We start from the raw sequence: 25087 nt of genomic DNA, 5'->3' as shown, positions 1-25087 counted from the left end.
AAACATGTTTGGACAAGGCGCCGGTCGCGATCGGTGCGCATTTTATCGAACAAGGAGGCGAACGATGAATACCGGCATGTTGCTTAGGGCGCTGGCCAACGGCGTTAATCCCGACACCGGCGAGCTATTGAGACCGGCTTCAGCGGCCTGCGCGCCGGAGGCTATCCGCCTGCTGTTCGCGTTGGCCGACGAGTTTGACGGTGAATCTGAACTGCAGAAAAAAGCCAGGCTGACGCCGGAAGAAAAGCGGCAGAAGAATCTGGCCGAGGGCCGGCCGGCCAATGCCTACTTCCCCTGGCCGGAAGAAGAAAAACTGCGGCTGCGCGAGAGCCATGCGGCCGGGGCGACGCTGGAGGCGCTGAGCGATGAGTTCGAGCGTTCAACCTGGAGCATTGCGGTGCAACTGCAGAAAATGGGGTTGATCGGTGAGGAACAGGCGGCCGCCTATCGCTGATCTATAGCCATAAAAAAGCCCGCGTGGCGCGGGCTTGATGGCGTGCGGAGCGGATCACTCGATGTTCTGGATCTGCTCGCGCATTTGCTCGATCAACACCTTCAGCTCGATGGCGGAGGCGGTGACGTCGGCATTGATTGACTTGGAGGCCAGGGTGTTCGATTCGCGGTTGAATTCCTGCATCATAAAGTCGAGGCGGCGGCCGACGGCTTCTTTCTTCTTCAGGATGTTGTGCGTCTCTTTCACGTGCGCTTCCAGGCGGTCCAGCTCTTCGGCGACGTCGATGCGCTGCGCCATCAGCACCAGCTCTTGCTCCAGGCGAGTGTTTTCCAGCTGCACCTGCGCCTCTTCCAGCTTGCTGACCAGGCGCTCGCGCTGCCATTGCAGGATGTTCGGCATCTGGGCGCGCACTTTGACCACTTCGGCGCTGACGCCGTCGAGGCGCTGTTCGATCAGCGTTTTCAGCGCGGCGCCTTCGCTTTCGCGTGCGACGATAAAGTCATCCAGCGCGCCGTCCAGCGCTTGCATCAGCTCGGCGCTGATGGCGTCCAGATCCTGCTCCTGCGCGGACATCACGCCCGGCCAGCGCAGCACGTCGATCGGGTTGATTTCCCCTTCGTCGCTCTGCATTTTCACCCAGTTGGCGGCTTCGACCAGCTGTTTGGCCAGTTTTTCGTTCAGGATCAGCGAGCTTTGCGCGCTTGGATCCAGTTCAAAACGCAGGTTGCATTCGACTTTGCCGCGGGTCAGGCGGCCACGGATACGTTCACGGATCACCGGCTCCAGGCTGCGGAATTGTTCCGGCAGGCGGATGTAGGTTTCTAAGTAGCGCTGGTTAACGGAACGCAGCTCCCAGGCTGCGCTGCCCCATTCACCCTTGATTTCACGCCGGGCGTAGGCGGTCATGCTGCGGATCATTGATGCGTACCCGTAATAGGAAAAGATGGGGCGATTATAGCGTCGCGGCTGCGGGCAGGATAGGCATTACGTCACGAAGCCCGTATAATGCGCAGCCAATAGTTGATTTGAAGCCGGAGAGAGCCCATGCGTCCTGCAGGCAGAGCACCACAGCAAGTTCGCCCCCTGACACTGACCCGTCACTATACCAAACACGCTGAAGGTTCAGTGCTGGTTGAGTTTGGCGATACCAAAGTCTTGTGCACCGCCACGGTAGAAGAGGGCGTTCCGCGCTTCCTGAAAGGCCAGGGGCAAGGTTGGATCACCGCCGAGTACGGCATGCTGCCGCGCTCCACCCACAGCCGCAACGCCCGTGAAGCCGCCAAAGGCAAACAGGGTGGCCGCACGCTGGAGATCCAGCGCCTGATCGCCCGTTCGCTGCGCGCCGCGGTGGATCTGAAAAAGCTCGGTGAATTCACCATCACTCTCGACTGCGACGTACTGCAGGCCGACGGCGGTACCCGCACCGCTTCCATCTCCGGCGCCTGCGTGGCGCTGGCCGATGCGCTGAACACCCTGGTGGCCAACGGTAAGCTGAAAGCCAATCCGATGAAGGGCATGGTGGCGGCGGTTTCCGTCGGCATCGTCAACGGCGAAGCGCTGTGCGATCTGGAGTATGTGGAAGATTCCGCGGCGGAAACCGACATGAACGTGGTGATGATGGAAGACGGCCGCATGATTGAAGTGCAGGGCACCGCCGAAGGCGAGCCGTTCAGCCACGATGAGCTGTTGGCGCTATTGGCGCTGGCCCGAGGAGGCATCGAAACCATCTTCCAGGCGCAGAAAGCGGCGCTGGCGGACTAATTTTTCAAGGCGACTGAGAAGTCGCCTTTTTTATGCCCGCCGATCGGGCGGCAGTAATGACAAGACCCAAGCAGATTCAGACGAGGAGAAGCAGTAATGAAAGCCTATCAGCGCCAGTTTATCGAGTTCGCGCTTAACAAGCAGGTATTGAAATTCGGCGAGTTCACCCTGAAATCCGGCCGCACCAGCCCGTATTTCTTCAACGCCGGCCTGTTTAATACCGGGCGCGATCTTGCGCTGTTGGGGCGCTTCTATGCCGAAGCCCTGATGGATTCCGGCATCGATTTCGATCTGCTGTTTGGCCCGGCCTATAAAGGCATTCCTATCGCCACTACCACGGCGGTTGCGCTGGCGGAACACCATGAGCGCGACGTGCCTTACTGCTTTAACCGCAAGGAAGCCAAGACCCACGGCGAGGGCGGTTCGCTGGTGGGCAGCCCGCTGCAGGGCCGCGTGATGCTGGTGGACGATGTGATCACCGCCGGTACCGCGATCCGTGAGTCGATGGAAATCATCGGCGCCAGCGGCGCTTCGTTGGCGGGCGTGCTGATCTCCCTCGACCGTCAGGAACGCGGCCGCGCGGATATCTCAGCCATTCAGGAAGTGGAACGCGACTATCACTGCAAGGTGATTTCGATCGTGACGCTGAAGGACCTGATCGCTTATCTGGAAGAGAAACCGGAAATGGCGGACCACCTGGCGGCGGTGCGCGCTTACCGCGAGCAGTACGGGGTATAAATAAAAACGCCGGGCATGCCCGGCGTTTTCGTTATTGCAGCTGTGCCGCCAATAGCGGCCAGCGGGCGTCGAATTCCTGCGTTGGACGATAGCGGAATTCCGAACGCACATAGCGCGACAACATGCCTTCGCAGAAGGCCAGCAGTTGGCTGGCCAACAGCGTTTCATCGACGATGAAGCCTTTGCCTTCGCGCAATTTGCGCTCTTTCAGCACCTGACGCAGCTGCGCCTCGATACGTTCGAACAGCTGGTTGATGCGGCCCTGCAGGCGATCCTGTTCAAACATCAGCGCGTGGCCGGTCATGATGCGCGTCAGCCCCGGGTTACGTTCCGCAAAGCCCAGAATCAGCAGTAAAATCAGGCGCAGACGATTAAACGTCTCTTTCTCGTCCTGCAAGATCAGGTTGATGCGGGTGATCAGGCTGTCTTCGATAAACTCGATCAGACTGTCGAACATCCGTGTCTTGCTGGGGAAATGCCGGTACAGCGCAGCTTCAGAAACACCCACGTTTGCGGCGAGCTTGGCGGTGGTAATGCGCTGGCTGCCGTCGCTGGATTCCAGCATCTGGGCTAACGCCTGCAATATTTCCTCGCGCCGATTCCTTTTCGTATTTTCTTTTTCTGCCATGTCTGATTAGACCCTTGCTAAAACTTAACTGACGGAAACCCGGGCACCGGCCGCTGCAGAGCAGGCTCTGTGCGGCTTATGTGATAGCTTTTTTACGATGCTGGGGTCAGCGGCCTTCACGGCCTTTTTCCGCGCTGCCTGGTGTGCGCTGCAATTGTCGCGGTAAAACCTTGCCGCAGAGACATCCTTCTCCCCGGAAAGGCAAGGTTCAGGCGACGTTTCCCTGCCGGCCATCGTGCATTGGGTGGCGCTTAGTGGCGCCCCGAGTGGCCGAAGCCGCCTTCGCCGCGCTCGCTACTGTCGAACTCTTCCACCAGGTTGAATTCGGCCTGCACCACCGGCACGAAGACCATCTGCGCGATGCGTTCGCCCGGCTCGATGGTGAAGTGCTTCTGGCCGCGGTTCCAAACGGACACCATCAGCTGGCCCTGGTAATCGGAGTCGATCAGGCCGACCAGATTGCCCAGCACGACGCCGTGCTTATGGCCCAGGCCTGAGCGCGGCAGGATCACCGCCGCCAGGCCGGCGTCGGCGATATGGATCGCGAGACCGGTAGGCAGCAGCGTGGTTTCACCCGGCGCCAGCTCCACCGCGCTGTCCAGGCAGGCGCGCAGGTCGAGACCGGCTGAGCCCGGAGTTGCGTAGGCCGGTAGCGGGAAATCCTGACCGATGCGCGGGTCGAGGATCTTAACGTCGATTTTTTTCATCATAACGGCTGACTATCTCGTCTATTAAACGTTGGCCAAGGAGTGCCTTGTCGCTCAGCGCCAGGCGTTTCTCTCCATCCTGCCAAAAAAGGTGCAGGGCATTGGTGTCGCTGTTGAACCCGTGCTCTGCAAGCGATACATCGTTAGCGCAAATCAAATCCAGCTTCTTACGCGCCAGTTTTTGCCGCGCGTATTCTTCCACATTCTGGGTTTCGGCGGCAAACCCCACGACAAACGGTCGATTTTTGGTCATCGCCGCCACGCCGGCGACGATATCGGGGTTTTTTACCATCTTGAGGACGATTTCATCACCCTGTTTTTTTATTTTTTCATCGGCGATCCGCTCGGGACGGTAGTCGGCTACGGCGGCGCAGGAGATGAAAATCTGCTGCTGAGCGGCGCGCTGTTGCACCGCCTGCTCCATCTCCAGCGCGCTGGTGACGTCCACGCGTGTGACCTTCGGCGGCGTCGGCAGGCTCACCGGCCCGGCGATCAGCGTCACCTGCGCGCCGCGGGCGGCGGCGGCGCGGGCGATGGCGAAGCCCATTTTGCCGGAGCTGTGATTGCTGATGAAGCGTACCGGATCCAGCGCTTCGCGCGTCGGGCCGGCGGTGATCATAACCTGCAAATGTTGCAGATCCTGCGGGGCGGAGAAATGACCGTTCGCCAGCTCGACGATGTCCAGCGGATCCAGCATGCGGCCCGGGCCGACGTCGCCGCAGGCCTGGCTGCCGCTGTCCGGCCCCCAGAGCAGCATGCCGCGCGCCTGCAGCGTTTGCAGGTTGGCCTGCGTGGCGGCGGCGCGATACATCTGCTGGTTCATGGCGGGGGCGGCGGCGATAGGGGCGTCGGTCGCCAGGCAGACGGTAGTCAGCAGATCGTTGGCCATGCCGGCGGCGACGCGCGCCAGCAGATCGGCGGTCGCCGGCGCCAGAATCACCAGATCCGCCCATTTGCCGAGTTCGATGTGGCCCATGGCGGCTTCGGCGGCGGGATCCAACAGATCGTCGGACACCGGGTGGCCGGAAACGGCCTGCAGCGTCAGCGGCGTAATGAACGCCTTGGCGGCGTGAGTCATCACCACGCGCACTTCTGCGCCCCTGTCGCGCAGGCGGCGCACCAGCTCTGGGCATTTGTAGGCGGCAATGCCGCCGCTGATGCCAAGCACAATATGTTTGCCGGAAAGTCCCGTCATCATCATTGTCCGATTGAAAGCCGAAAGATGCGCCATTTTAGCATATCCGCTGTTCAGGTGAGCGATTCCGCAATGGCTGCAGGGCGTTACATTGTGCTTTGCGAAACACTTCGCAATGTTATCAAACACCTGTCGAACGCGCCGGGGGGCGCATGGCATGCTGTAGCCCTTTCAGGGAGGAACACGATGAGCAACCCGACTGTGGCGTGCTGGCCGGGCGCGCTGGCGCCGCGTGAAAAGCTGTTGATGCAGGGGGCCGCGGCGCTGTCCGACGCAGAGCTGTTGGCCATTTTCTTGCGCACCGGGTTGCCCGGCGTGCACGTAATGCAGCTGGCGGAGCAGCTGCTGCGCCGATTCGGCTCGCTTTACCATCTGATGTCGGCCGATCATCAGGCGTTTTGCAGTCAAAAAGGCCTGGGCGACGCCAGCTATACGCAGCTGCAGGCGATTGCCGAGCTGGCGCTTCGCTTCTTTTCCAGCCATCTCTCGCAGGAAAACGCCATGCTTAACCCGCGCGTCACCCAGCATTATCTGCAAAGCCTGCTGGCGCATCGTGAGCGAGAGGTCTTTTTGGTATTGTTTTTAGACAATCAGCATCGGGTTATTCGCCATCAGGAGATGTTTGCTGGTACCATCAGCAGCGTCGTCGTCTACCCGAGAGAAATTGTGCGTGAAGCGTTGAAGGCTAATGCCGCCGCGCTGATTCTCGCGCATAATCACCCCTCGGGTAAGGCTGAACCCAGTCATGCCGACCGTTTGATAACTGAACAGGTGGTGAAAGCCTGCCAGTTATTGGAGATCCGAGTGCTCGATCATTTGGTGATCGGTCGGGGTGAATGCGTCTCTTTTGCCGAGCGCGGATGGCTTTAAGCGATTTTTTCGCGATCCTTGTGGGATCTTTAGCTGTTCGGGACTTGAGCACTTACGCTTCAGAGCGTATACTACGCCACCTTTGAGAATCTTGGGTTTGGCGCAAGAGCCTATCTCAGCAGGTTTCTGACCTGATGTGTGGTTTCTACCTGATGACGAGAGTCTCCTCAGTATGAAGTTTGCTGAGATGGGCTCTAAAAGCCTGACGAGGCGGCCATACCCTATACGAAGCTCGAGCTGATTTGATTTTTGGAGAATAGACATGTCCCGAGTCTGCCAAGTTACTGGCAAGCGCCCGGTGAGCGGTAACAACCGTTCCCACGCAATGAACGCGACCAAACGCCGTTTTCTGCCTAACCTGCACTCACACCGTTTTTGGGTTGAGGCTGAGAAGCGCTTTGTAACTCTGCGTGTATCTGCTAAAGGTATGCGTGTTATCGATAAGAAGGGTATTGAGACGGTTCTGGCCGATCTGCGTGCCCGTGGTGAGAAGTATTAAGGAACTGAATCATGGCTAAAGGTGTTCGCGAGAAGATCAAGCTGGTTTCTTCTGCTGGTACTGGTCACTTCTATACCACCACGAAGAACAAGCGTACTAAGCCGGAAAAATTGGAACTGAAGAAATTCGATCCAGTTGTCCGTCAGCACGTAGTATACAAAGAAGCTAAAATTAAATAATTTTAGTGGATTAATGAAAAACCCGGCCTTGGCCGGGTTTTTTGTTTTATAAAGGGTAGAAAACATCGGAGGGGAAGCCAGATGCCTGAATTACCGGAAGTTGAGACGAGCAGACGCGGTATAGAGCCTTATCTTGTCGGCCACAGCATTCAGTATGCGGTGGTGCGCAACGCGCGCCTGCGCTGGCCGGTTTCCGAGCAGATCCTGACGCTGAGCGATCAGCCGGTGCTCAGCGTGCAGCGTCGGGCCAAATACCTGCTGATTGAGCTGGAGCGCGGTTGGATTATCGTGCATCTGGGCATGTCGGGCAGCCTGCGCATGCTGCGTGAGGAAAACGAAGACGAAGCCGGCAAACACGACCACGTCGATCTGGTGATCAACAACGGTATGATCCTGCGCTATACCGATCCGCGCCGCTTCGGCGCCTGGCTGTGGTGCGAAGACCTGGCGACCAGCAGCGTGTTGTCGCATCTGGGGCCGGAACCGCTGAGTGAGGCGTTCAACGGCGACTACCTGTATGAAAAATCACGTAATAAGCGCACGCTGATCAAACCGTGGCTGATGGATAATAAGCTGGTGGTCGGGGTCGGTAACATTTACGCCAGTGAATCGCTGTTCAGCGCCGGGATCCTGCCCGATCGTCCGGCGGGATCCTTGACCAAAGCCGAAGCGGCGCTGTTGGCGAAGACCATCAAGGCGGTGTTGCAACGCTCCATCGAGCAGGGCGGCACCACATTGCGCGACTTTTTGCAGTCGGACGGCAAACCGGGGTACTTCGCGCAGGAGCTGCAGGTTTACGGGCGGGCGGGAGAACCGTGCCGCACATGCGGCACGCCGATTGAATCCGCCAAGCACGGGCAGCGCAGCACCTTCTTTTGCCGACGCTGCCAGCGCTGAGCATCACGCGGCGGCGAGCTTCGCCATCAGCGCCTGAGTGACCACATCGGGCAGGAAAGGCGCGATATCGCCGCCGTGGCGGGCGACCTCCTTCACCAGTGAGGAGGAGATGAACGACCACTCTTCGGAAGGCATCAGGAACACGCTTTCCAGCGTCGGCATCAAATGGCGGTTCATGTTCGCCAGCTGCAGTTCGTACTCAAAGTCAGACACCGCCCGCAGGCCGCGCACCAGGATATTGGCATTCTGGTGAGCGGCGAAATGCGCCATCAGCTCGCTGAAGCCCAGTACCTCCACATTGTCCAGATGCGAGGTGACCTGCGTCGCCAGCGCCACACGCTCATCCAGGCTGAACAGCGGCTTTTTGCTCGGGCTGGCGGCGATGGCCAGAATCACGTGATCGAACATCAGCGACGCGCGCGTCACTAAATCCAGGTGGCCGTTGGTCATGGGATCGAACGTCCCGGGATAGATGGCTTTGCTGGTCATGATTCATTTCTCTGAGTAGTTGCGGCCCAATGCCCATAATGCGGCATATTTATTGAAGGTATATTGCGCGTTGACCACCGCTAACAGCAACCCCTGTTTACCGTCGAGGAAGCCGGCCCGCAGCAGCCAGGTTTTGACGAAGGCGCCGAGCGTGTGGGTCAGGATGGACAGATAGCCGCAACGCTTGCCGGCCCGGTGGCGCTGTGTGGCCCATTCTTCGGCATAGCGCAGCTGTTTGCGCTGAAAGGCGAAGAAGTCGCGGCAGGTCAGGTGCAGCATATCGCCGCTGAGGGGGATGACTTTGGCGTCGCCGATGTTCAGCGACTCGTGCACCAGATCGTCGTTATAGCGATAGCGTGAATTGGCGTACAGGCGGTTGACGCGGTCGGGATACCAGCCGCTGTGGCGCATGAAGCGGCCAAGGAACAGGTTGCGCCGCGCGCAGCTGTAAACGGCGCCGTCGTCCGGCGCGTTCAACACCCGCTCGATGGATTGCCGCAGTTCGGGGGTGACGCGTTCGTCGGCGTCGATCATCAATACGTAGTCATGGCTGGCGTAGCTTTGCGCCAGCTGGCGCTGCTTGCCGAATCCTTGCCAGTCGGTGTGCGTGAAGACTTTGGCGCCCAGACTTTCGGCGACGGCGACGCTGTCGTCCTCGCTGCCGGAGTCCAGCACGATGATTTCATCGGCCCAGGCGACAGAGCGCAGGCAGTCCGGCAACAGCCCGGCTTCGTTTTTGGCGATCATCACCACCGACAGGCTTTTGCGGCTGCTCATTCAGTGACTCCGGGGCGGCAGGTGCGGTTCCAGCAGCTGCAGCAGGCGCTGCAACGCTCCCTGATTCTGATACAACACTTCCACCGCATGGCGGCCGTAGTAACGGCGGTAGTCTTCGTCGGTCAACAGGGTTTCCACTTCCTTTACCAGCGAATCCACGTCGGTCACGGTGATCAGGCCTTCGGCCTGCGAAAGCTTGGCGCAGATGTCTTTAAAGTTGAAGGTGTGCGGGCCCATCAGCACCGGGATGGCGTGGGCGGCGGCTTCCAGCGGGTTATGCCCGCCACGTTCCACCAGGCTGCCGCCGACAAAGGCCAGATCGGCGATGCCGTACAGCAGCATGAGTTCGCCCATGGTATCGCCGATCACCACCTGGGTGCTGCCGGACGGGATTTCGCCGCTGCTGCGCAGGGTGTAGCTGAAGCCGGCCTTCTGTACCAGTTCCTTGGCGGTCGGGAAGCGTTCCGGGTGACGCGGCACCAGGATCAGCAGCAGGTCGGGGTGTTTTTCCAGCAGCTTGCGGTGCGCTTCGAGCAGGATGGTTTCTTCACCTTCATGGGTGCTGGTGGCGATCCACACCGGGCGGCGCGGCGCCCATTGGCGGCGCAGCGTAACGGCGCGGGCGGCCAGTTCCGGGGTGACGGAGATATCGAATTTCAGGCTGCCGGTAACGGCCAGCTGCGAGCGTTTCAGGCCCAGTTCGATAAAACGATCGCCGTCTTCCTGGTTCTGTGCGGCGATCAGCGTAATGCGGCGCAGCATATCGCGCATGAATCCGCCAATTTTCTTATAGCCGGCGGCGGATCGCGCCGACAGGCGCGCATTGGCGATCACCAGGGGGATTTGCCGCTGATGCAGTGCGTTGATCAGGTTAGGCCATAGCTCGGTTTCCATGATGATCACCAGCTTGGGATTCACCTGGTCGAGGAAGCGGTTCATGGAACCGGGCAGATCGTAGGGCAGATAGACATGATGCACGTCTTTGCCGAAAGCGGACTGGACGCGTTCTGAACCTGTCGGGGTCATTGTGGTCACAGTTATCGGCAAAGCGGGGTAACGATGGCGCAGCGCCCGCACCAGCGGGATGGCCGCCAGCGTTTCGCCGACGGAGACGGAATGCAGCATAATGCCGCCCGGCACGACTTTCCCGGCGCAGAAGCCATAGCGTTCCGCCCAGCGTTTACGGTAGGCTGGAGCTTTGCGGCTGCGCAGCAGTAAGCGGAGCCAGATCAGGGGTTGGATGAGGTAGAGTAGTACCTGATATAAACGCAGCAACATTCTATCAATTTCATTTATATGGGTTATTCGGAATAGTACCATAACTGGAAGGGAAAGGCGCTAATTTGGTAACCTTGGGTGTCAGTTTCAGACAACCGGCGAGCGATTTCGCCGATAGGCTCGGAATGAAGAATATTTTAATTATTCGCCGCGACAACATCGGCGATCTTGTTTGCACCACGCCTCTGATTGAAGGGGTGAAAATTGCCTATCCAGACGCAAAAGTTTATCTGCTGATCAATAAAGTCAGCCAGGACGTTGTTAAAAACAACCCTCATCTCGAGAAAGTCTTTGTCTATAAAAAGGCCAAGCACAAGGCGAAAAATGAAACGACGTTGGGCGTTTATTTCGAACGTCTGATGATCTTCCTGAAGCTGCGCAAAATAAAGTTCGATGCGGTCATTCTGGCTAACCCGGTGCCTTGCAAATACAGCCTGCGTTTAGCGAAAATGGCCGGCGCCACCCATATCATCGGCGCCGATTTGGGCACGAAAGATATTCAGCGCCCGTTCCGCAAGGACGATTTCCGCGGTCTACATCAGGTCGAACACACCTACAGCTATTTATCGGCGATAACCGATCAAGCCATTCCGATCCCGCCGGTGCGGGTATTCCTGACGCCGGAAGAGCGGCAGCTGGCGGCGCAGCGGCTGCAGGAACGCCTGCCGTCGGTCGAACGGGTTTGCGCCGTGCATATCAGCAGCCGCAGCCCGAAAAGGCGCTGGCCGGTTGAACGCTATGCCGAAATCATCAACCGCCTGACCGCCGATCCCCGCACCGGCGTGCTGATCTTCTGGTCGCCGCAGGGCACGCTGGCGCCGGACGACATCGGCGATCAGCAGCGCGCAGAACAGCTGTTGGCGTTGTGCCAAAACGAACGCGTTGCGCTTTATCCGACGGCCTCGGTGCGCGAGCTGTTGGGCGGGTTCGATTTATGCGACCGGGTGCTGTGCAGCGACGGCGGGCAGATGCATCTTGCCGCCGCGCTGAATAAGGATATGGTGGTGTTCTTTGGCGATACCGATAAAACGTCCTGGCATCCATGGACCGGCCGTCATCATATTTTGCAGAGTGAGTCGGGGCACTGTGAAGATGTTTCTGTCGATGAGGTTTGGCAGAAAATGCAGGCGCTAAGCTAGCGAAGAAAATAAGGCAGGTATCACCTGCCTTATTTATTACTTTATTATTTTTCTTTCAGCTCAATATATTGACGGCAAATAGGCTCCAGCCCATAGCTCAGCAATTGCTGTTGATTTATCTGCGGCGGATTGGCGTAAATTTCCGCCATTTTTTCTGCCAGCGACGCTTCGTTTAATTCCGCCAACGCGTTAGCCATGCCGGCTTTTTCCAGAATTTCCGCAGGGCCGCCCGGACAGCGGGTGCTGACCACCGGCGTGCCGCACAACAGCGATTCTACCAGCACATTGCCAAACCCTTCGCTATCGGAGCTGAGCACCAACAGCGAGGCATGGCGGATAAACGGATAGGGATTGGCCTGGAAGCCGAGGAACAGCACGCGCTCTGCGATACCCAAGTCTGCCGCCAGACGCTTGACCTCGGCGACGCGGGCGTCATCCCCGGTGCCGATCAAAGCCAGCGGCGCCTGAATACCGGATTGCGCATAGGCTTTCAGCAGGCGGTCATGCCGCTTGGTGGCGTGAAAGCGGCCGACGTGCACCAGATAGTCCTGACCGGCCAGTTCGCAAGGTGCCGCCGCCTGTTGCCGGATGGCGTCGATGTCGAACGGGTTATTGATGACCGCCAGCCGACGCGGGTGGATCGGCAAATTCTGCTGCAGATCGCCGCCGACCGCCTGTGAAACGGCGACGATATTTCTCCCCTGGTAAACGTTGGCGATTTTACGTTGCTTGAGCCAGCGATCCAGGCCTTTGCGGTGGCCGAGGTAGGAGGTGGAGAGAATGCCGTGAATGCAGAACCACAGGCGATCCGAAGCCAGCCGCTTGCTGCGGCTGACGATGCGATCGGTTTTGTGCAGGTTGGAGAACACCAGATCGAACGCGCCGTTTTGGCGCTCGTGTTCGGCTACCGCCCGATCCAGCGCGGCGGCGCGGCGCGACAGCTCGGTCAGCTTGCGCCAGGGGGCACGGCTGCGATCGGCCACCACCTGATAATCAATGCCTGACGGGATAGGGTAATTGCAGACGTCACGCAGCGAGATCAGACTGACGTCATGCCCCTGTTGCTGCATGCCTTGGCACAGGGTCAGCACCACTTTTTCCGCGCCGCCTCCCGGCAGGCCATCGATGATCATCAGAATACGCATAGCTAATCCAGTAACCGGTTATAGAGGGAAATGAGCTGTTCGGAGAGATGCGCCGGCGTAGCCGTCATAATGCGCAATCTTGCCGCTTCGCCCATGGAGGATCCCAGCGCCTGGCGCGGCAGCGCCCGAATGGCTTCCGTGATGGCCGGCACGTCGAGCGCGTCGGTCACGAAGCCGTTCTGGCCCGGGGTGATAAACTCGGCGCCGCCGCAGGTGGTGCTGGTGATAACCGGCAGGCCGCAGGACATCGCTTCCAGAATCACATTCGGGAACGGATCGTAAAGCGTCGGCAGCAGCAGCGCATCCGCGGCCTGATAGAACGGCAGAGTCTGCTTCTGCACGCCCATAAAGTGAATGCGATCGCCGCAGCCCAGCGACTGCGCCAGCGCCCGGTAACGCTTTTCGGCTTTGTCTTTACCGACCACCAAGAGGTGGCTGTCGGTCGCCGCCACGGCGCGGATGGCGGCGGCCAGCCCTTTGCGCTCGAAACCGGAGCCGACGAAGATCAGGCAGTGCGCCTGTTGCGGGATCTGATATTGCTCACGCAGGCGTCGGCGCTGGGCCTCGTCGGCGGGCAGGAACTTTTGATTGTCGATGGCGTTATAGATCACCGTGATTTTGTCGGCGGGCACGCCAAAGTCGGCGATGATTTCCCGTTTGATCATTTCGGCGTTGCAGATGACGGCTTTCAGCTCCGGTGCGGCGTACATGGCGCGCTCGGCGCACATCACATAGCGGTGATAACGGTTGGAAAACAGCCACTTGCGGCGCCACTCGGGCAGCAGCCGCGCGCGTTGCAGCAGCCAGCGGCGGTGTACGCCGTCGCCGGCGCGGTAGATATCGCAGCCGGGAATGCGCTCATGGCTTTGCACCAGATCGAAGCGCTCTTTCTGCCACAGCGCCCTGGCCGCCACGGCGAAGCCCCGTTCGCGACTGATGCGGCCTAGTTTCAACGGGTTACACAGGTGGATATGCCAGTTGGGATTGGCGTCACCCTGCCATTCGCGGGTGATGACGTTCAGATCGAGATCCTGTTGTTCCAGCGCTTCCAGGGCGCGGGAAACGAAACGTTCGGCTCCGCCGTCCGGGCGGTATTTTTGGCGAACGATCGCCAAACGAAATGCTTTCATGCCAGCGTGCTCCGCGCGGCTGCAATCACCGCGTCTGTAGGAATAAGGTCGAGATACCGTTCGTCGGTGCCGGTATCAATGGCGTCCGGATCGGGTAGTTCGCCGAAGTCGCCGGCCCAGATCACGGCGCCGGTAGCCTGCCATGGCCGCCAGAAAGTCAGCTTGGAAGGGCCGAACAGCGCCACGCACGGCGTTTGCAGCGCGGCGGCCATGTGCATCGGCACCGAATCCACGCCGATAAACAGCTTGGCGTGGTCGATCAGGGCGGCCAGCTGGCGCAGCGTCAGCTGGCCGGCCAACGAGATCACGCCCTGCGGCGGGCAGAGCGCCAAAATGCGCTCGACCATGGCTTTTTCTCTGGCGTCGGGGCCGGAGGTGATCACCAGCTGGTGGCCGTCGGCCTGCAAGGCGGTGAGGGTGGCGGCCATTTTCTCTTCGCTCCAGCATTTGAAGAACCAGCGCGAGGTGGGCTGCACCACAATATAACTGCCGGCGACGCCCTGTTTCTGCAACCGTTGCTCACAAGCCTGCCAATCTTGTGGCTCATAACTCATGGTCACATGTTCGCTGAGCGCGGGCAGGTTCAGCGGCGCCAGCAGCGAGAGATTTTGTTCGACGGTATGCAGGTGGGCGTGATTGTCGACCGGCACCAGCTGCGTGTGGCAGTGGCGCCACAGGAAGCCGCGGCGTTTAGGGAAATCGAAGCCCAGACGGATGCGCGCGCCGGTCAGGCGCGTGATAATGGCGCTGCGCCACTGATCGGCCAGGTTGACTACCAGATCGTAGCGCTGCGCCTTCAGACGACGCAGCAGCGCCAGCTCGTGCCCCAGATGCGCGCGGGCGCCCTGTTTTTTCCATTGGCGGTCGATGGCCAACAGCGTCGACAATTCCGGATTACTGGCCAGCATCTCCTGCGTTTCCTGATACAGCAGCACATCGATCTGCGCCTGCGGGTAGTGTTGCCGCAGGCTGCTGATGACCGGCGTGACCAGCAGCATATCGCCGTGATGGCGCAGTTTTATGATCAAAATACGCTGTACGGATGGGGCGGAAGTTGGGGCTGGCGCGTCGTTCATCATGAGTCGCTTTCTGGGAAACCAATCTTTGATTCTAAATGACCCGATCGCATGTGGCTACTGTTGCACGGTTTTCTTGCCGGGCCGCAAAAAAATCGCCGAGCCGGGGACGAATGCGCTTCAACGTTGTCCAAACCAGGCAGCAAAGTCGTTTGCCCTGGCGAAACGGGCTGCGTAACATAGCGTATTCTGTTGATATCAGGTTCGATATTCATGACTAAACCGGCGTTTCTCATCACCATTGATACCGAAGGCGATAATCTGTGGCAAAACCACGATCGCATCGCGACCGAAAACACGCGTTTCTTGCCGCGCTTTCAGGCGCTGTGCGAGAAATATGCCTTCAAGCCGGTTTATCTCACCAACTATGAAATGGCGATGGATCCGGCTTACGTCGAGTTCGCGCGTGACGTGATCGCCCGCGGTGCCGGTGAAGTCGGCATGCATCTGCACGCCTGGAACAGCCCGCCGCTGACGCCGCTCACCGATGACGACTGGCGCCACAAGCCTTATTTGATCGAGTATCCCGCCGATCAGATACGCGCCAAAGTCGACCACATGACCAAACTGCTGGAGGACGCCTTCCAGACCAAAATGCTCAGCCATCGCGCCGGCCGTTGGGCGTTCAACGAATACTATGCCTCACTGCTGCTGGAATACGGCTATCAGGTGGATTGTTCGGTCACGCCGCGGGTCAACTGGCAGTTTTCGCCGGGCAACCCGCAGGGCAACGGCGGTACCGATTACAGCCGGTTCCCGTCGCAGGCCTATTTCATCGATCCGCAGAACATCGCCAAGCCGGGCGCTTCGTCGCTGCTGGAAGTGCCGATGAGCATCCAGTACAAGCATTCGGCGCTGATGAATGCGTTCAAGCAGGGCTATGATCGGCTGCGCGGCAAGCGGCGTTCGCCGTCCGTCAACTGGCTGCGGCCGAGTGGCGGCAACGTGGCCAAGATGATAAGCGTGGCCGAGACGTCGTTGGCGCAGGGGCATGACTACGTCGAGTTTATGCTGCACTCCTCCGAGTTTATGCCGGGCGGCAGCCCGACGTTCAAAACCGAGCAGGATATCGAAGTGCTGTACCGCGATCTGGAGCAGCTGTTTGACTGGCTGCAGCAGCGCACGGTGGGCATGACGCTGGCCGAGTATTATCAACTTAAAGCGAACTAAGCACGCACATGTCGAAGAAATGGAAAATCAAGGTTGCCGACTGGTTTTTGCGGCGCTATACGGCGAAGTACGGCCGTTTTCAGGACAAGGCGACGTTCGACGGCGCCCAGCAGTTTGACAATATCGTCATCTATTCCACCACGGCGTTGGGCGACTTCATGTTCAACACGCCGGCACTGAGGGCGATGAGGGAACGCTATCCCAACGCGCACATCACGCTGGTGGTGCACAAGAAAAACCGCGAACTGGTGGAAAACGGCCGCTATTACGATCGCGTGGTGTATTGGGACAGCAAGATCAAGACGATACGCCCATTGCTGAAATCGCTGCGCGAACATCAGCCGGATTTGGCGCTGATCCTGCACTCTCACCTGCCTTATGACATCATCAGCGCCGTCATGGCGGGGGCAAAGTACATCATCAGGGATAACTACAGCTCGGGCATTTGCGGGCTGGAACCTTGGTTAACCAACTATATCTTCCATTATTACGGCCATTTCGTGCGCCGCAAGCTGGAGCTGATTTCCATTTTGGGTTGCCGCAGCGACGATCCGACGATGGAAATTCCCGTGGACTATCAGCGCGGCGTCAAAAGCAGCGACCATCCCACCATCGGTTTTCAACTTGGGGCATCGACGGAGTCGCGTTGCTGGCCGGTGTCGCACTATGCGCGCCTGGCCGATGAGCTGGTGGCGAAGCACCCCAATGTGCGCATCGTGCTGATTGGCGCACCGCTTGACGACGGCAAAGCCCAACAGTTTATGAGCCTGATCGGCCCGCAAACGCTGGCCTGCGTGGATAATCAGATCGGTAAAACGGGGCTGCAAGGCTTGCTGACGTTGCTCGACAGTTTCCATGTTCTGGTCACCGGCGACACCGGGCCGCTGCATCTGGCGGTGGCGCTGAAGGTGAAAACCATCAGCCTGTTCGTGACCGCCGATTCACGCTCCACCGGGCCGATTCAGGATCCTGAACTGCACCGCATCATTCAGGTGTCGCGTACCGGCTATACGATGCCGCTGGAGGCGGAAAGCCCGATGGGGGTCATTCAGCCGCAGCGGATTTATGACGAACTGGTCGCGCACGTGCCTTTAGCGCGCTAGAGGTGCGGCGACGCATCGGCCGCCAGGCCGATGCGGTTAGCGTGGTTTGCGCCCGCGCAGCTTCGAAAGAAAGGTATCCACTCGCGCATAGCGCATCTGGCGGACTTTTTTGCCCGGCACGTCGCTGTTGCGGCAGACAGCGGCGGCGCGGCGCAGAATTTGCAGCGTTGCCGGCGCGTAATGATAATAACCGTACACCGCCTTCGACATGCTTTTCACCTCGGAAAAGCAGTTGGCCAGCATCAGGGCGGCCAACCGGCGCAGCGGCTCATCCCCAGGATGCTGCGCCACAAAGCGCAGCATCTTCTCCATGGCGAACAGCAAATCTTCAATATCTTTGGGTTTGATATTGCGGGTGATGCCCTGGCTGTTATCCCGATAGAAATAGAGTTCGCAGTCAAGATGGGCGATGCGGCGAGTTTTGAAATACTGAAAAGGCGTGAAAATCACGTCTTCATAACGCCTGCCGTCTTCGAACGTTTCCCCTGCCAGCAGCGTGCGCTTATATACCCGGCTCCAGAGGTGCCACATCGAGCGTGCGAACAGCGGTTGCAGGCTGCCCAGCCCCAACGAGGAAAAGTCGTAGGCTGCGGGCTGCGTCGCGCGGTTCTCGGGTTTCGGCGGTTGTTCGGTGAACTTCTGATAATTAAAATCGATCAGGTCATATTCATCGGCGATCAGCAGGGGCCGCAGGATCGCCAGATAGTCGTCGCTCAGCAGATCGTCGCCGTCGAGAAAGGTGACGTAGCGGCCGGCGGCATGCTGCAGGCCGACATTGCGGGCGTGCGCAATGCCGCCGTTGGCCTGTGAAATAAAAGCCACGCGCGGATGCTGCCGCTGCGCCAGATACCGGCTGACCAGCGCCCCTGACGCATCGGTAGAGCCATCGTCGATGATGACCACCTCAATCTCATCAGAAATCTGCGTAAATAACGAATCCAGCGCAGCGATGACGAACGCTTCGTTATTGTAAAACGGCACGATAACGCTGAGCAGCGGTAGCTGATGAGTTTTCACGCGGTCTGCTCCTGGGCGGAAGGCGGTTTCGCCACGGAGAGCACGGCGGCGATCAGCGCCAGACAGAACATGACGGTGCCTTCCGTGCTGAAGAAGATGACATCGCTAAGACCGTAAACGAACAGGCTGGCGCTCACGCTCAGCAACAGCGCGTTGCGCTGCGGCCGGAATGAAGAGAAGAACAGGCCGATATACAGCGCCAGCAACAGCAACGTCCCCCAGACCCCCTTGAGCGAATAGGTTTCCAGCAGCTCGTTATGCAGATGCACGTTGATGTAAGGCATGACGCCAGACAGGCGAGGTTGCTGCGCGACGATGGCGCGGATCTCTTCACCGCGCTGCTCGGCGGATTGACCCCAAGGAGCTTGTGAGCCGGTGCGCCATGCCAGCGTTTGCATCGACAGTCGGGAAATGATCGAGTTTTCAGTCTGTGGCTGATCCATCAGACGCATGTCGGTCTCAAAGGCCTGAATGCGTTCTTCTATCTGCGGTTTGAACACCAGGCCGCAGGCTACGAGCAGCAGCGGTACCGAGGCCATCAACGCGAGCTTGTGTTTCCTGGAAACCAGATGCTTGGTCGCCAGCAGCGACAGACAAATCGCCACCGGGTAAACCAGCATCGCCGCGCGGGTGCCGGTCAGCACCAACGCAGAGAAGGAAAGCAGGAACGCCGCAATGTACAGCACCAGGCGGTAGCGGGTGCGCAGCATCAGGATGGCTTGCATCATCACCAGATCGATGGCGGTCATCAGATAGGCAGCGACCGTGGCGCGATCGAAGTTAAGCTCCACGCGAGGAATATCCAGCCGCAATCCCTGATAGAGAGAATAGCCGTTGATCGCCAGGCCGGTAACGAGGGCCACGACGATCAGTAGGCGCTGCACGCACAGCCGCTCATTGAGCGCAATCAGCAAGATGAAAGCGGTTGCGAGCTGCAGTTTGCCGGTCGACATATAAGAGCGATAAATGTTGATGTACTCACCCGGCTGTTTGAAGTGATGCATCCACAGGATGGTGCCCATGCCGACGCAGAACATCAGCGCGGGCAACAGCAGATTTTTAACGTTGCTGAAGTAGTAGCGCGGATACAGGCAAACGGCGATAAAGGCGATGTAGCTGGAAACGTAAAACAGATTGCGTCCGGTCGCGGAACCGAAAGGAATGGTGCAAAAAGCGATGGCGCATCCCAGATAAATCAAATAACTGAAGGCAGGGTGCGGCGTTTTTTGTTTTAGCATCGGGCGTGTTTTCCGGCTCACGTGTTGATTAAACGATGAAGGATCGCAGCGTGTCGTCAAACTCAGCTTTGAACTGAGCATAGTTGAAATGTTCAGCAGGATAGCGCTGCGCGTTTCGGCTCAACGTCTGGTAGGTTTCGCCCGCCAGCAATGTCTCAACGGCATCCGCACAGTCGATATGCGACAACAGCTTGGGCGACACCAGGCTGTCGGTTAACGGATCGTAGACTTCATGCGGGAAGTCGACCTCGATATCGGTGAGCTGCCGGTGTTGTTCGATGGTGACCGACGGAACCAGGCCAATGCCGCAGACGCCGTCTTTCACCGCTTCCGGCTGGCCGTCAACCTGCGGGAAGATGACCGGCACGCCGAAATAGAGCGATTCCATGCAGGACAAGCCGAACGGCTCGGTGATCGGCGTGCTCATGTAGATGTGCGTGCGATTGAAGAAGCCGGCGACGTCATCCTGATAACCGCTGAAAGTGATGCGGTCGCCGAGCTGAAGCCGAGTCGCCAGCGCCTCGAACGCCGCGCGATCCGGCCCTTTGCCGGCCACTTCCAGCGTGACGTCATGCCCGCGCCGCCGCAGCTCCTGCATCATCAATAATGAAACGCTGATGCCTTTCAGGCTGACCAGGCGTGAGGCCGTGCCGATCCTGACCGGTTGCGACAGCGTTTTCGGCGCAGTGTCGATCCCCGCCGGCGTCTTGATGCGGTTGATCACCACGTGATTGGGGCAAGGCAGATTAAAGCGCAGCTCCATCACCCGCTTCGACGCGTGTGAGGCGGAAATCACGCCGTCCAGCATGGCGAAGAAACGTAGCGTCTTTTGATTTTTCGGGTAGCGCCAGGAGCAGCCGTGATCGTAGTAAACCAGCTTGCCGCGCTTGGGTTTGGCTGCCAGCCCCGGCACCAGATCCCAGACGATCACCACGTCGGCGTTGGCCCGCTCGATTTTCCACTTCAACAGAAATTTTCGCAGGAACTGCGGGCAGCGCAGCGGCAGTGCATTGATCAGGCGGTTGGCGAAGGTGACGGGCTGGTGCGCAGGCAACTGGCGGCGGATCTCTTCGCCAATGTCGCCGCTGATGCACAAGACCTGGTTGCTGCCGTCGGTGGTATCGTTGATGTACTGCAGGAACAGGCGCTCGACGCCGCCCATTTTACCCAGGTTGATAATATGCAGTTTTTTCATGCTATAACCTTTTGCAACGCCTGCCATGCCGTATCGGCGTCGATTGTCGCCATGCTTTTTTCCGGCGAAATCAGCGAGTGCTGATTTTGCCCATAGCCGCCGATCAGGCCGGGATCGGTTGGCCCGAACAGCGTGATGTTCGGTCTGTCGAGCGCGGCGGTCAGATGACTTAGCCCGGTGTCGACCGAGACCACGCCCCTGGCGCCCGCCAGCACGTCAGCCACCTGCTGCAGGCTGAGCTTCGGCAGCACCTCGACATGTGGGAAACCTTCCGCCAACCGCAGCGCGCGCTGATGTTCATGCTCCGCCCCCCAGGGCAGTTTGATCTTCAGCCCGCTGTCGGCCGTCAGCGCGATCAGCTCGCGCCAGTTCTGCTCCGGCCAATGCTTGTCGTCGCGGGTCGTAGCGTGCAAAAACACCAGATATTGACCGGCATCGACCGGCGGCTGGCTGAGAAAACGCGCGGCGATGGCATAGTCGCCGTAGCTGCCCGGTTTATCGTAGCCGAGGCTTTTGGCGAACAGCTCGCGCGTGCGTTCCACCGCGTGCTGCCGTTTGTCTATCTCATGGCGCACGTTGTAGAACCAGCTGGCGAACGGTTCGCGCGCGCTTTTGCAGTCCGGGCCATGTTTGTTGCCCTTGGCGACGCGCGTGATCAGCGCGGCGCTTTTCATCAGGCCCTGCGCGTCGATCACCACATCGTAACGGCGTTCTTGCAGCGCGCGCTTGAAGTCGCAGCGCTGCTGTCGGGTGTCGCTGCCGAACCAGTTTTTGCGCCAGCGGCGAATGGCCACCGGGATCACGCGATCCACCGCCGGGTGCCAGGTGGGGATTTGGCTGAAACCTTCTTCCACTACCCAGTCGAAGCGGATATCGGGAATGGCCTGCAGCGCATCGGTCAGGGCGGGCAGCGTATGCAGCACGTCTCCCATCGAGGACGTTTTTACGATTAACACCTGCATGACTATTCCTCGCTGGCGACAAGCAACGGCGTCAGCGCATCCAACACTTGCTGCGGCTGAATATCGATCAAACTTTGGTGATACCCCTGTTCGGCATCGCCCTTACGCACCTTGTGGTAGCCGCTGATCAAGCGAATCACCCGCGCCTTGTCGGAGAGCGGCGGCGTGAAGTCGGGGCTGCTTGGGCCGTACAAGGCTATCAGCGGTTTGTTCAACGCTGCGGCAACGTGCATTAAACCGGAGTCGTTGCTGACCACCGCCCGGCAGGCCGCGATCAGGATCACCGCCTGCTCCAGCTGGGTTTTTCCGGCCAGATTAAGGCAGAAATCGCGCGCGTCGTCCTGCAACGCGGCGCGGATCTGTTCGCCGGCCTCATGGTCTTTTGCCGAACCGAACAGCGCGATTTGATAGCCGCTCTCGATCAGCCGTTGAGCCAGCGCCGCGTAGTGATAGTGCGGCCAGCGCTTGGCGGGGCCGAACTCCGCGCCTGGGCAGAAGCCGACGATCGGGCGGCTGTCGGTCAGGTTGAAGGCTGAGGTGGTTTCGGCGATCTCTTCGTCGCTCACCCGCAGCTGCGGCCACAGCAGCGGCTGCGGCAGATCGTCGGCGCGCTGAACGCGGCCTTTGTCATAGGCCAGCGCCACATAGCGCTGCACCATCAGCGGGAAAGCCGCCTTGTCGAGCACGCGCACGTCGTTCAGCAGGCCGTAGCGCATTTCGCCCCGCCAGCCGGTGCGCTGCGGGATATCGGCGAAGAAAGGCACCAGCGCGGATTTGAACGAGTTGGGCAGAACGTAAGCGCGATCGTAACGGTTGGCGCGCAGAGCGCGCCCCAGGCGGCGGCGTTCGCCGAGCCCCAGCGCGCCGTGGCCCAGCGGCATCGCCAGCGCCTGATTGACTTCCGGCATGCGCGCCAGCAACGGGCGGCACCAGGCCGGCGCCATCACATCGATCTCCGCCGTCGGATATTCGGCCTTCAGGGTGCGATAGAGACTTTGCGACATCATCATGTCGCCAACCCAAGAAGGGCCGATAACCAGTATTTTCATACCCAGCGTTAATTCCTTCAGCTTATGCGGTGCGGTTCAACCAGGCCATGTACTCTTTCACGCCTTCGGCGACCGTTTTGAACGGTGCGTCGTAGCCGGCGGCGCGCAGCTTGGTCAGATCGGCCTGGGTGTACGCCTGATAGCGGCCCTTCAGCTTCTCCGGGAACTCGATGTATTCCACCGCGCCTTGCTGATGGAAGTCCACCACCGCGTCAGCCACCGCCTGGAAGGTTTCCGCCCGACCGGTGCCGCAGTTGAAGATGCCGGATTTGCCGGTTTCCCAGAACCACAGGTTGACCGCCGCCACGTCGCCGACGTAGATGAAGTCACGCTTGAAGTTTTCGCTGCCGGCGAACAGTTTCGGGTTTTCGCCGCGGTTGATCTGGGTGTTCAGGTGGAAGGCGACGCTGGCCATGCTGCCTTTGTGGCCTTCGCGCGGGCCGTAAACGTTGAAGTAGCGGAAGCCGCAGATCTGCGAGTCCGCTTCCGGCAGGATCTCACGCACGTACTGATCGAACAGGAATTTGGAATAACCGTACACGTTGAGCGGCGCTTCATACTGACGCTCTTCGATAAACTCTTCGCGGCCGCCGTAAGTGGCGGCGGAGGAGGCGTACAGGAACGGAATTTCGCGATCCAGGCAGTAGTGCAGCAGGTCTTTGGAGTACTGATAGTTGTTGTCCATCATGTACTTGCCGTCCCACTCGGTGGTCGCAGAGCAGGCGCCTTCGTGGAACACCGCTTCGATCTCGCCCAGATCGTCGCCGGCCACGATGCTGGCGATAAAGTCTTCTTTATCGATATAGTCGGCGATGTCCAGATCGACCAGGTTGACGAACTTGGTGCCGTCTTTCAGGTTGTCCACCACCAGGATATCGCGATATCCCTTGTCGTTCAGTGCCTTAATGATGTTGCTGCCGATCATGCCGGCGCCGCCAGTAACGATAATCATTGGGTTACCCCTGCTAAGCTGCCTGGTGGGGCACAATGCCCCACGCTCAATGGCGGTTATCATAGCATTTCATGCCGCGGCAAACAGCGGAAGGGCTCCGAATATCCCGCATTGCCATTGAAGTCCGCCGATTGCCGTGATATCTGCTGCAATTTTAATATTCTCTCCCGCGCATTCTCGTCAGTTTGGTTACAAATCAGTAAAATATGCCGCAATTAGCCCAATCCTGGAGATAACCGAATGTCAGCGTCTTTTTATCAGCAGTTGGAACAACAGCTTGCCGCCACGCGCAGTGAAGGGCTGTTCAAGGAAGAACGCATCATTACCTCCGCGCAACAGGCGGACATCGCCGTCGCCGACGGCAGCCATGTGATCAACTTCTGCGCCAATAACTACCTGGGCCTGGCCAACCATCCGGCGCTGATCGCCGCCGCCAAATCGGGGATGGACAGCCACGGTTTCGGCATGGCGTCGGTGCGCTTCATCTGCGGCACCCAGGACAGCCACAAGCAGCTCGAACAGAAACTGGCGGCCTTTTTGGGCATGGAAGACGCGATCCTGTACTCCTCTTGCTTCGACGCCAACGGCGGGCTGTTCGAAACCCTGCTCGGACCGGAAGACGCCATTATCTCCGATGCGTTGAACCATGCGTCGATCATCGACGGCGTGCGGCTGTGCAAGGCCAAGCGCTATCGCTACGCCAATAACGACATGGCCGAGCTGGCCGCGCAGCTGAAACAGGCCAAAGCCGACGGCGCGCGCCACATTCTGATCGCCACCGACGGCGTGTTCTCGATGGACGGCGTGATCGCCAACCTGAAAGGGGTTTGCGATCTGGCGGACGAGTATCAGGCGCTGGTGATGGTGGATGACTCCCACGCGGTGGGCTTTGTCGGCGCCAACGGGCGCGGCACCCATGAATACTGCGAAGTGATGGGCCGCGTCGATATCATTACCGGTACGTTAGGTAAGGCGCTGGGCGGCGCGTCCGGCGGCTACACCGCCGCCAAGAAAGAAGTGGTGGAGTGGCTGCGCCAGCGTTCGCGCCCGTACCTGTTCTCCAACTCGCTGGCGCCGGCGATCGTCGCCGCGTCGATCAAAGTGCTGGAACTGTTGGAAGAGGGCGATGCGTTGCGCGATCGCCTGTGGGCCAACGCGCGTCTGTTCCGCGAAAAAATGACCGCCGCCGGCTTCACCCTGGCCGGCGCCGATCACGCCATCATCCCGGTCATGCTGGGGGAGGCGAAGCTGGCGCAGGAATTCGCCAATGCGTTGCTCAAGGAAGGCATCTATGTGACCGGTTTCTTCTATCCGGTGGTGCCGAAAGGCCAGGCGCGCATCCGCACCCAGATGTCCGCCGACCACACCCCGGAGCAAATCGAACGCGCAGTGGCGGCGTTTACACGTATCGGTAAGGATCTTGGCGTTATTGCATAAGG

At 59.4% G+C, this 25087-nt stretch carries 27 protein-coding genes; 11 read left to right on the top strand and 16 right to left on the bottom strand.

The window, feature by feature from the left end:
- Positions 1 to 64 precede the first annotated feature (64 nt).
- A complete protein-coding gene (locus tag ACJ8J1_RS24100) occupies positions 65 to 454 on the top strand; it encodes a hypothetical protein (RefSeq protein WP_033645180.1) in 390 nt (129 codons plus the stop codon).
- A gap of 54 nt (positions 455 to 508) precedes the next feature.
- On the opposite strand, the gene ACJ8J1_RS24095 is transcribed toward ACJ8J1_RS24100, so the two are convergent.
- On the bottom strand, positions 509 to 1372 hold the full coding sequence (locus ACJ8J1_RS24095) for a YicC/YloC family endoribonuclease (RefSeq protein WP_015379441.1): 864 nt from the start codon (positions 1370 to 1372) through the stop codon (positions 509 to 511).
- Positions 1373 to 1498: 126 nt separating this feature from the next.
- On the opposite strand from ACJ8J1_RS24095, the gene rph reads away from it, so the two are divergent.
- Both rph and pyrE read left to right on the top strand, forming a co-directional pair.
- A complete protein-coding gene (rph, locus tag ACJ8J1_RS24090) occupies positions 1499 to 2215 on the top strand; it encodes a ribonuclease PH (RefSeq protein ID WP_025160305.1) in 717 nt (238 codons plus the stop codon).
- 96 nt (positions 2216 to 2311) lie between these two features.
- Positions 2312 to 2953 (top strand): orotate phosphoribosyltransferase, encoded by a 642-nt coding sequence (gene pyrE / locus ACJ8J1_RS24085; protein ID WP_004931204.1) that lies wholly within the window; start codon positions 2312 to 2314, stop codon positions 2951 to 2953.
- Between the two features lie 31 nt (positions 2954 to 2984).
- Here pyrE and slmA read toward each other — a convergent pair whose 3' ends face one another.
- The 3 genes from slmA to coaBC form a co-directional block, all read right to left on the bottom strand.
- Entirely contained in the window at positions 2985 to 3581 is a 597-nt protein-coding gene (gene slmA / locus ACJ8J1_RS24080) for a nucleoid occlusion factor SlmA (protein WP_025304700.1), read from the bottom strand.
- Positions 3582 to 3832: 251 nt separating this feature from the next.
- A complete protein-coding gene (dut, locus tag ACJ8J1_RS24075; RefSeq protein WP_033645181.1) occupies positions 3833 to 4291 on the bottom strand; it encodes a dUTP diphosphatase in 459 nt (152 codons plus the stop codon).
- Positions 4269 to 5486 (bottom strand): bifunctional phosphopantothenoylcysteine decarboxylase/phosphopantothenate--cysteine ligase CoaBC, encoded by a 1218-nt coding sequence (gene coaBC / locus ACJ8J1_RS24070; RefSeq protein ID WP_033634306.1) that lies wholly within the window; start codon positions 5484 to 5486, stop codon positions 4269 to 4271. Before coaBC ends, dut begins: the two co-directional genes overlap by 23 nt.
- Before the next feature lie 183 nt (positions 5487 to 5669).
- Between coaBC and radC the strand changes: the two genes are divergently transcribed.
- The 4 genes from radC to mutM all read left to right on the top strand — a co-directional run bounded on the left by radC (position 5670) and on the right by mutM (position 7928).
- Positions 5670 to 6353 (top strand): RadC family protein, encoded by a 684-nt coding sequence (radC, locus tag ACJ8J1_RS24065; RefSeq protein WP_016929682.1) that lies wholly within the window; start codon positions 5670 to 5672, stop codon positions 6351 to 6353.
- A gap of 262 nt (positions 6354 to 6615) precedes the next feature.
- Positions 6616 to 6852 carry a 50S ribosomal protein L28 gene (gene rpmB, locus ACJ8J1_RS24060; RefSeq protein WP_004931195.1) on the top strand — a complete coding sequence of 79 codons (237 nt, stop codon included), beginning with the start codon at positions 6616 to 6618 and terminating at the stop codon, positions 6850 to 6852.
- Positions 6853 to 6863: 11 nt separating this feature from the next.
- Entirely contained in the window at positions 6864 to 7031 is a 168-nt protein-coding gene (rpmG, locus tag ACJ8J1_RS24055) for a 50S ribosomal protein L33 (RefSeq protein ID WP_002442576.1), read from the top strand.
- A gap of 81 nt (positions 7032 to 7112) precedes the next feature.
- Positions 7113 to 7928: a bifunctional DNA-formamidopyrimidine glycosylase/DNA-(apurinic or apyrimidinic site) lyase gene (gene mutM, locus ACJ8J1_RS24050; protein WP_033645182.1), complete on the top strand. Its 816-nt coding sequence runs from the start codon at positions 7113 to 7115 to the stop codon at positions 7926 to 7928.
- Positions 7929 to 7931: 3 nt separating this feature from the next.
- On the opposite strand, the gene coaD is transcribed toward mutM, so the two are convergent.
- Genes coaD through waaA form a run of 3 tightly spaced genes read right to left on the bottom strand, consistent with a single transcriptional unit; the run spans position 7932 to position 10472 of the window.
- Positions 7932 to 8417: a pantetheine-phosphate adenylyltransferase gene (gene coaD, locus ACJ8J1_RS24045; protein ID WP_033645183.1), complete on the bottom strand. Its 486-nt coding sequence runs from the start codon at positions 8415 to 8417 to the stop codon at positions 7932 to 7934.
- A gap of 3 nt (positions 8418 to 8420) precedes the next feature.
- Positions 8421 to 9194 (bottom strand): glycosyltransferase family 2 protein, encoded by a 774-nt coding sequence (locus tag ACJ8J1_RS24040; RefSeq protein ID WP_033645184.1) that lies wholly within the window; start codon positions 9192 to 9194, stop codon positions 8421 to 8423.
- Positions 9195 to 10472: a lipid IV(A) 3-deoxy-D-manno-octulosonic acid transferase gene (waaA, locus tag ACJ8J1_RS24035; RefSeq protein ID WP_019452200.1), complete on the bottom strand. Its 1278-nt coding sequence runs from the start codon at positions 10470 to 10472 to the stop codon at positions 9195 to 9197. It lies immediately after the preceding gene.
- 125 nt (positions 10473 to 10597) lie between these two features.
- On the opposite strand from waaA, the gene ACJ8J1_RS24030 reads away from it, so the two are divergent.
- Positions 10598 to 11611 (top strand): glycosyltransferase family 9 protein, encoded by a 1014-nt coding sequence (locus tag ACJ8J1_RS24030; RefSeq protein WP_033645185.1) that lies wholly within the window; start codon positions 10598 to 10600, stop codon positions 11609 to 11611.
- A 44-nt stretch (positions 11612 to 11655) separates the two neighbouring features.
- Here the strand turns inward: ACJ8J1_RS24030 and ACJ8J1_RS24025 are convergent, their stop codons facing one another.
- Genes ACJ8J1_RS24025 through rfaQ form a run of 3 tightly spaced genes read right to left on the bottom strand, consistent with a single transcriptional unit; the run spans position 11656 to position 14965 of the window.
- Positions 11656 to 12756 carry a glycosyltransferase gene (locus tag ACJ8J1_RS24025; RefSeq protein ID WP_033645186.1) on the bottom strand — a complete coding sequence of 367 codons (1101 nt, stop codon included), beginning with the start codon at positions 12754 to 12756 and terminating at the stop codon, positions 11656 to 11658.
- Between the two features lie 2 nt (positions 12757 to 12758).
- Positions 12759 to 13886, bottom strand: a complete 1128-nt coding sequence (locus ACJ8J1_RS24020; RefSeq protein ID WP_033645187.1) for a glycosyltransferase family 4 protein — start codon at positions 13884 to 13886, stop codon at positions 12759 to 12761.
- On the bottom strand, positions 13883 to 14965 hold the full coding sequence (rfaQ, locus tag ACJ8J1_RS24015; protein WP_033645188.1) for a putative lipopolysaccharide heptosyltransferase III: 1083 nt from the start codon (positions 14963 to 14965) through the stop codon (positions 13883 to 13885). Before rfaQ ends, ACJ8J1_RS24020 begins: the two co-directional genes overlap by 4 nt.
- Positions 14966 to 15175: 210 nt before the next feature.
- On the opposite strand from rfaQ, the gene ACJ8J1_RS24010 reads away from it, so the two are divergent.
- Together ACJ8J1_RS24010 and ACJ8J1_RS24005 are read left to right on the top strand one after the other, a co-directional pair.
- On the top strand, positions 15176 to 16132 hold the full coding sequence (locus ACJ8J1_RS24010) for a polysaccharide deacetylase family protein (RefSeq protein ID WP_033645189.1): 957 nt from the start codon (positions 15176 to 15178) through the stop codon (positions 16130 to 16132).
- 8 nt (positions 16133 to 16140) lie between these two features.
- Positions 16141 to 17235, top strand: a complete 1095-nt coding sequence (locus tag ACJ8J1_RS24005; protein ID WP_033645190.1) for a glycosyltransferase family 9 protein — start codon at positions 16141 to 16143, stop codon at positions 17233 to 17235.
- 36 nt (positions 17236 to 17271) lie between these two features.
- On the opposite strand, the gene ACJ8J1_RS24000 is transcribed toward ACJ8J1_RS24005, so the two are convergent.
- Genes ACJ8J1_RS24000 through rfaD form a run of 6 tightly spaced genes read right to left on the bottom strand, consistent with a single transcriptional unit; the run spans position 17272 to position 23648 of the window.
- Positions 17272 to 18252, bottom strand: a complete 981-nt coding sequence (locus ACJ8J1_RS24000) for a glycosyltransferase (RefSeq protein WP_033645191.1) — start codon at positions 18250 to 18252, stop codon at positions 17272 to 17274.
- Entirely contained in the window at positions 18249 to 19490 is a 1242-nt protein-coding gene (locus ACJ8J1_RS23995) for an O-antigen ligase family protein (RefSeq protein ID WP_033645192.1), read from the bottom strand. The genes ACJ8J1_RS24000 and ACJ8J1_RS23995 overlap by 4 nt, the downstream gene beginning before the upstream one ends.
- 28 nt (positions 19491 to 19518) lie before the next feature.
- Positions 19519 to 20685 (bottom strand): glycosyltransferase, encoded by a 1167-nt coding sequence (locus ACJ8J1_RS23990; protein WP_033645193.1) that lies wholly within the window; start codon positions 20683 to 20685, stop codon positions 19519 to 19521.
- Positions 20682 to 21647, bottom strand: a complete 966-nt coding sequence (rfaC, locus tag ACJ8J1_RS23985; RefSeq protein WP_033645194.1) for a lipopolysaccharide heptosyltransferase RfaC — start codon at positions 21645 to 21647, stop codon at positions 20682 to 20684. The genes ACJ8J1_RS23990 and rfaC overlap by 4 nt, the downstream gene beginning before the upstream one ends.
- A 2-nt stretch (positions 21648 to 21649) precedes the next feature.
- Entirely contained in the window at positions 21650 to 22696 is a 1047-nt protein-coding gene (rfaF, locus tag ACJ8J1_RS23980; RefSeq protein ID WP_033645195.1) for an ADP-heptose--LPS heptosyltransferase RfaF, read from the bottom strand.
- 22 nt (positions 22697 to 22718) lie between these two features.
- The gene (gene rfaD / locus ACJ8J1_RS23975; RefSeq protein ID WP_033645196.1) at positions 22719 to 23648 is read right to left on the bottom strand and encodes an ADP-glyceromanno-heptose 6-epimerase; all 930 of its coding nucleotides are present in this window, start codon (positions 23646 to 23648) and stop codon (positions 22719 to 22721) included.
- A gap of 240 nt (positions 23649 to 23888) precedes the next feature.
- Between rfaD and kbl the strand changes: the two genes are divergently transcribed.
- Positions 23889 to 25085 (top strand): glycine C-acetyltransferase, encoded by a 1197-nt coding sequence (gene kbl / locus ACJ8J1_RS23970; protein ID WP_033645197.1) that lies wholly within the window; start codon positions 23889 to 23891, stop codon positions 25083 to 25085.
- Positions 25086 to 25087 lie beyond the last annotated feature (2 nt).

This window comes from Serratia sp. CY37869 (assembly GCF_052168895.1).
GTDB lineage: Bacteria > Pseudomonadota > Gammaproteobacteria > Enterobacterales > Enterobacteriaceae > Serratia > Serratia ureilytica.
This window is presented reverse-complemented; position numbering and strand designations above follow the sequence as displayed.

Coding starts and splice junctions, on each gene's coding strand:
- ACJ8J1_RS24100 (WP_033645180.1), top strand. CDS start 65: ATGAATACCGGCATGTTGCTTAGGGCGCTGGCCAACGGCGTTAATCCC.
- ACJ8J1_RS24095 (WP_015379441.1), bottom strand. CDS start 1,372: ATGATCCGCAGCATGACCGCCTACGCCCGGCGTGAAATCAAGGGTGAA.
- rph (WP_025160305.1), top strand. CDS start 1,499: ATGCGTCCTGCAGGCAGAGCACCACAGCAAGTTCGCCCCCTGACACTG.
- pyrE (WP_004931204.1), top strand. CDS start 2,312: ATGAAAGCCTATCAGCGCCAGTTTATCGAGTTCGCGCTTAACAAGCAG.
- slmA (WP_025304700.1), bottom strand. CDS start 3,581: ATGGCAGAAAAAGAAAATACGAAAAGGAATCGGCGCGAGGAAATATTG.
- dut (WP_033645181.1), bottom strand. CDS start 4,291: ATGATGAAAAAAATCGACGTTAAGATCCTCGACCCGCGCATCGGTCAG.
- coaBC (WP_033634306.1), bottom strand. CDS start 5,486: ATGATGACGGGACTTTCCGGCAAACATATTGTGCTTGGCATCAGCGGC.
- radC (WP_016929682.1), top strand. CDS start 5,670: ATGAGCAACCCGACTGTGGCGTGCTGGCCGGGCGCGCTGGCGCCGCGT.
- rpmB (WP_004931195.1), top strand. CDS start 6,616: ATGTCCCGAGTCTGCCAAGTTACTGGCAAGCGCCCGGTGAGCGGTAAC.
- rpmG (WP_002442576.1), top strand. CDS start 6,864: ATGGCTAAAGGTGTTCGCGAGAAGATCAAGCTGGTTTCTTCTGCTGGT.
- mutM (WP_033645182.1), top strand. CDS start 7,113: ATGCCTGAATTACCGGAAGTTGAGACGAGCAGACGCGGTATAGAGCCT.
- coaD (WP_033645183.1), bottom strand. CDS start 8,417: ATGACCAGCAAAGCCATCTATCCCGGGACGTTCGATCCCATGACCAAC.
- ACJ8J1_RS24040 (WP_033645184.1), bottom strand. CDS start 9,194: ATGAGCAGCCGCAAAAGCCTGTCGGTGGTGATGATCGCCAAAAACGAA.
- waaA (WP_019452200.1), bottom strand. CDS start 10,472: ATGTTGCTGCGTTTATATCAGGTACTACTCTACCTCATCCAACCCCTG.
- ACJ8J1_RS24030 (WP_033645185.1), top strand. CDS start 10,598: ATGAAGAATATTTTAATTATTCGCCGCGACAACATCGGCGATCTTGTT.
- ACJ8J1_RS24025 (WP_033645186.1), bottom strand. CDS start 12,756: ATGCGTATTCTGATGATCATCGATGGCCTGCCGGGAGGCGGCGCGGAA.
- ACJ8J1_RS24020 (WP_033645187.1), bottom strand. CDS start 13,886: ATGAAAGCATTTCGTTTGGCGATCGTTCGCCAAAAATACCGCCCGGAC.
- rfaQ (WP_033645188.1), bottom strand. CDS start 14,965: ATGATGAACGACGCGCCAGCCCCAACTTCCGCCCCATCCGTACAGCGT.
- ACJ8J1_RS24010 (WP_033645189.1), top strand. CDS start 15,176: ATGACTAAACCGGCGTTTCTCATCACCATTGATACCGAAGGCGATAAT.
- ACJ8J1_RS24005 (WP_033645190.1), top strand. CDS start 16,141: ATGTCGAAGAAATGGAAAATCAAGGTTGCCGACTGGTTTTTGCGGCGC.
- ACJ8J1_RS23995 (WP_033645192.1), bottom strand. CDS start 19,490: ATGCTAAAACAAAAAACGCCGCACCCTGCCTTCAGTTATTTGATTTAT.
- ACJ8J1_RS23990 (WP_033645193.1), bottom strand. CDS start 20,685: ATGAAAAAACTGCATATTATCAACCTGGGTAAAATGGGCGGCGTCGAG.
- rfaC (WP_033645194.1), bottom strand. CDS start 21,647: ATGCAGGTGTTAATCGTAAAAACGTCCTCGATGGGAGACGTGCTGCAT.
- rfaF (WP_033645195.1), bottom strand. CDS start 22,696: ATGAAAATACTGGTTATCGGCCCTTCTTGGGTTGGCGACATGATGATG.
- rfaD (WP_033645196.1), bottom strand. CDS start 23,648: ATGATTATCGTTACTGGCGGCGCCGGCATGATCGGCAGCAACATCATT.
- kbl (WP_033645197.1), top strand. CDS start 23,889: ATGTCAGCGTCTTTTTATCAGCAGTTGGAACAACAGCTTGCCGCCACG.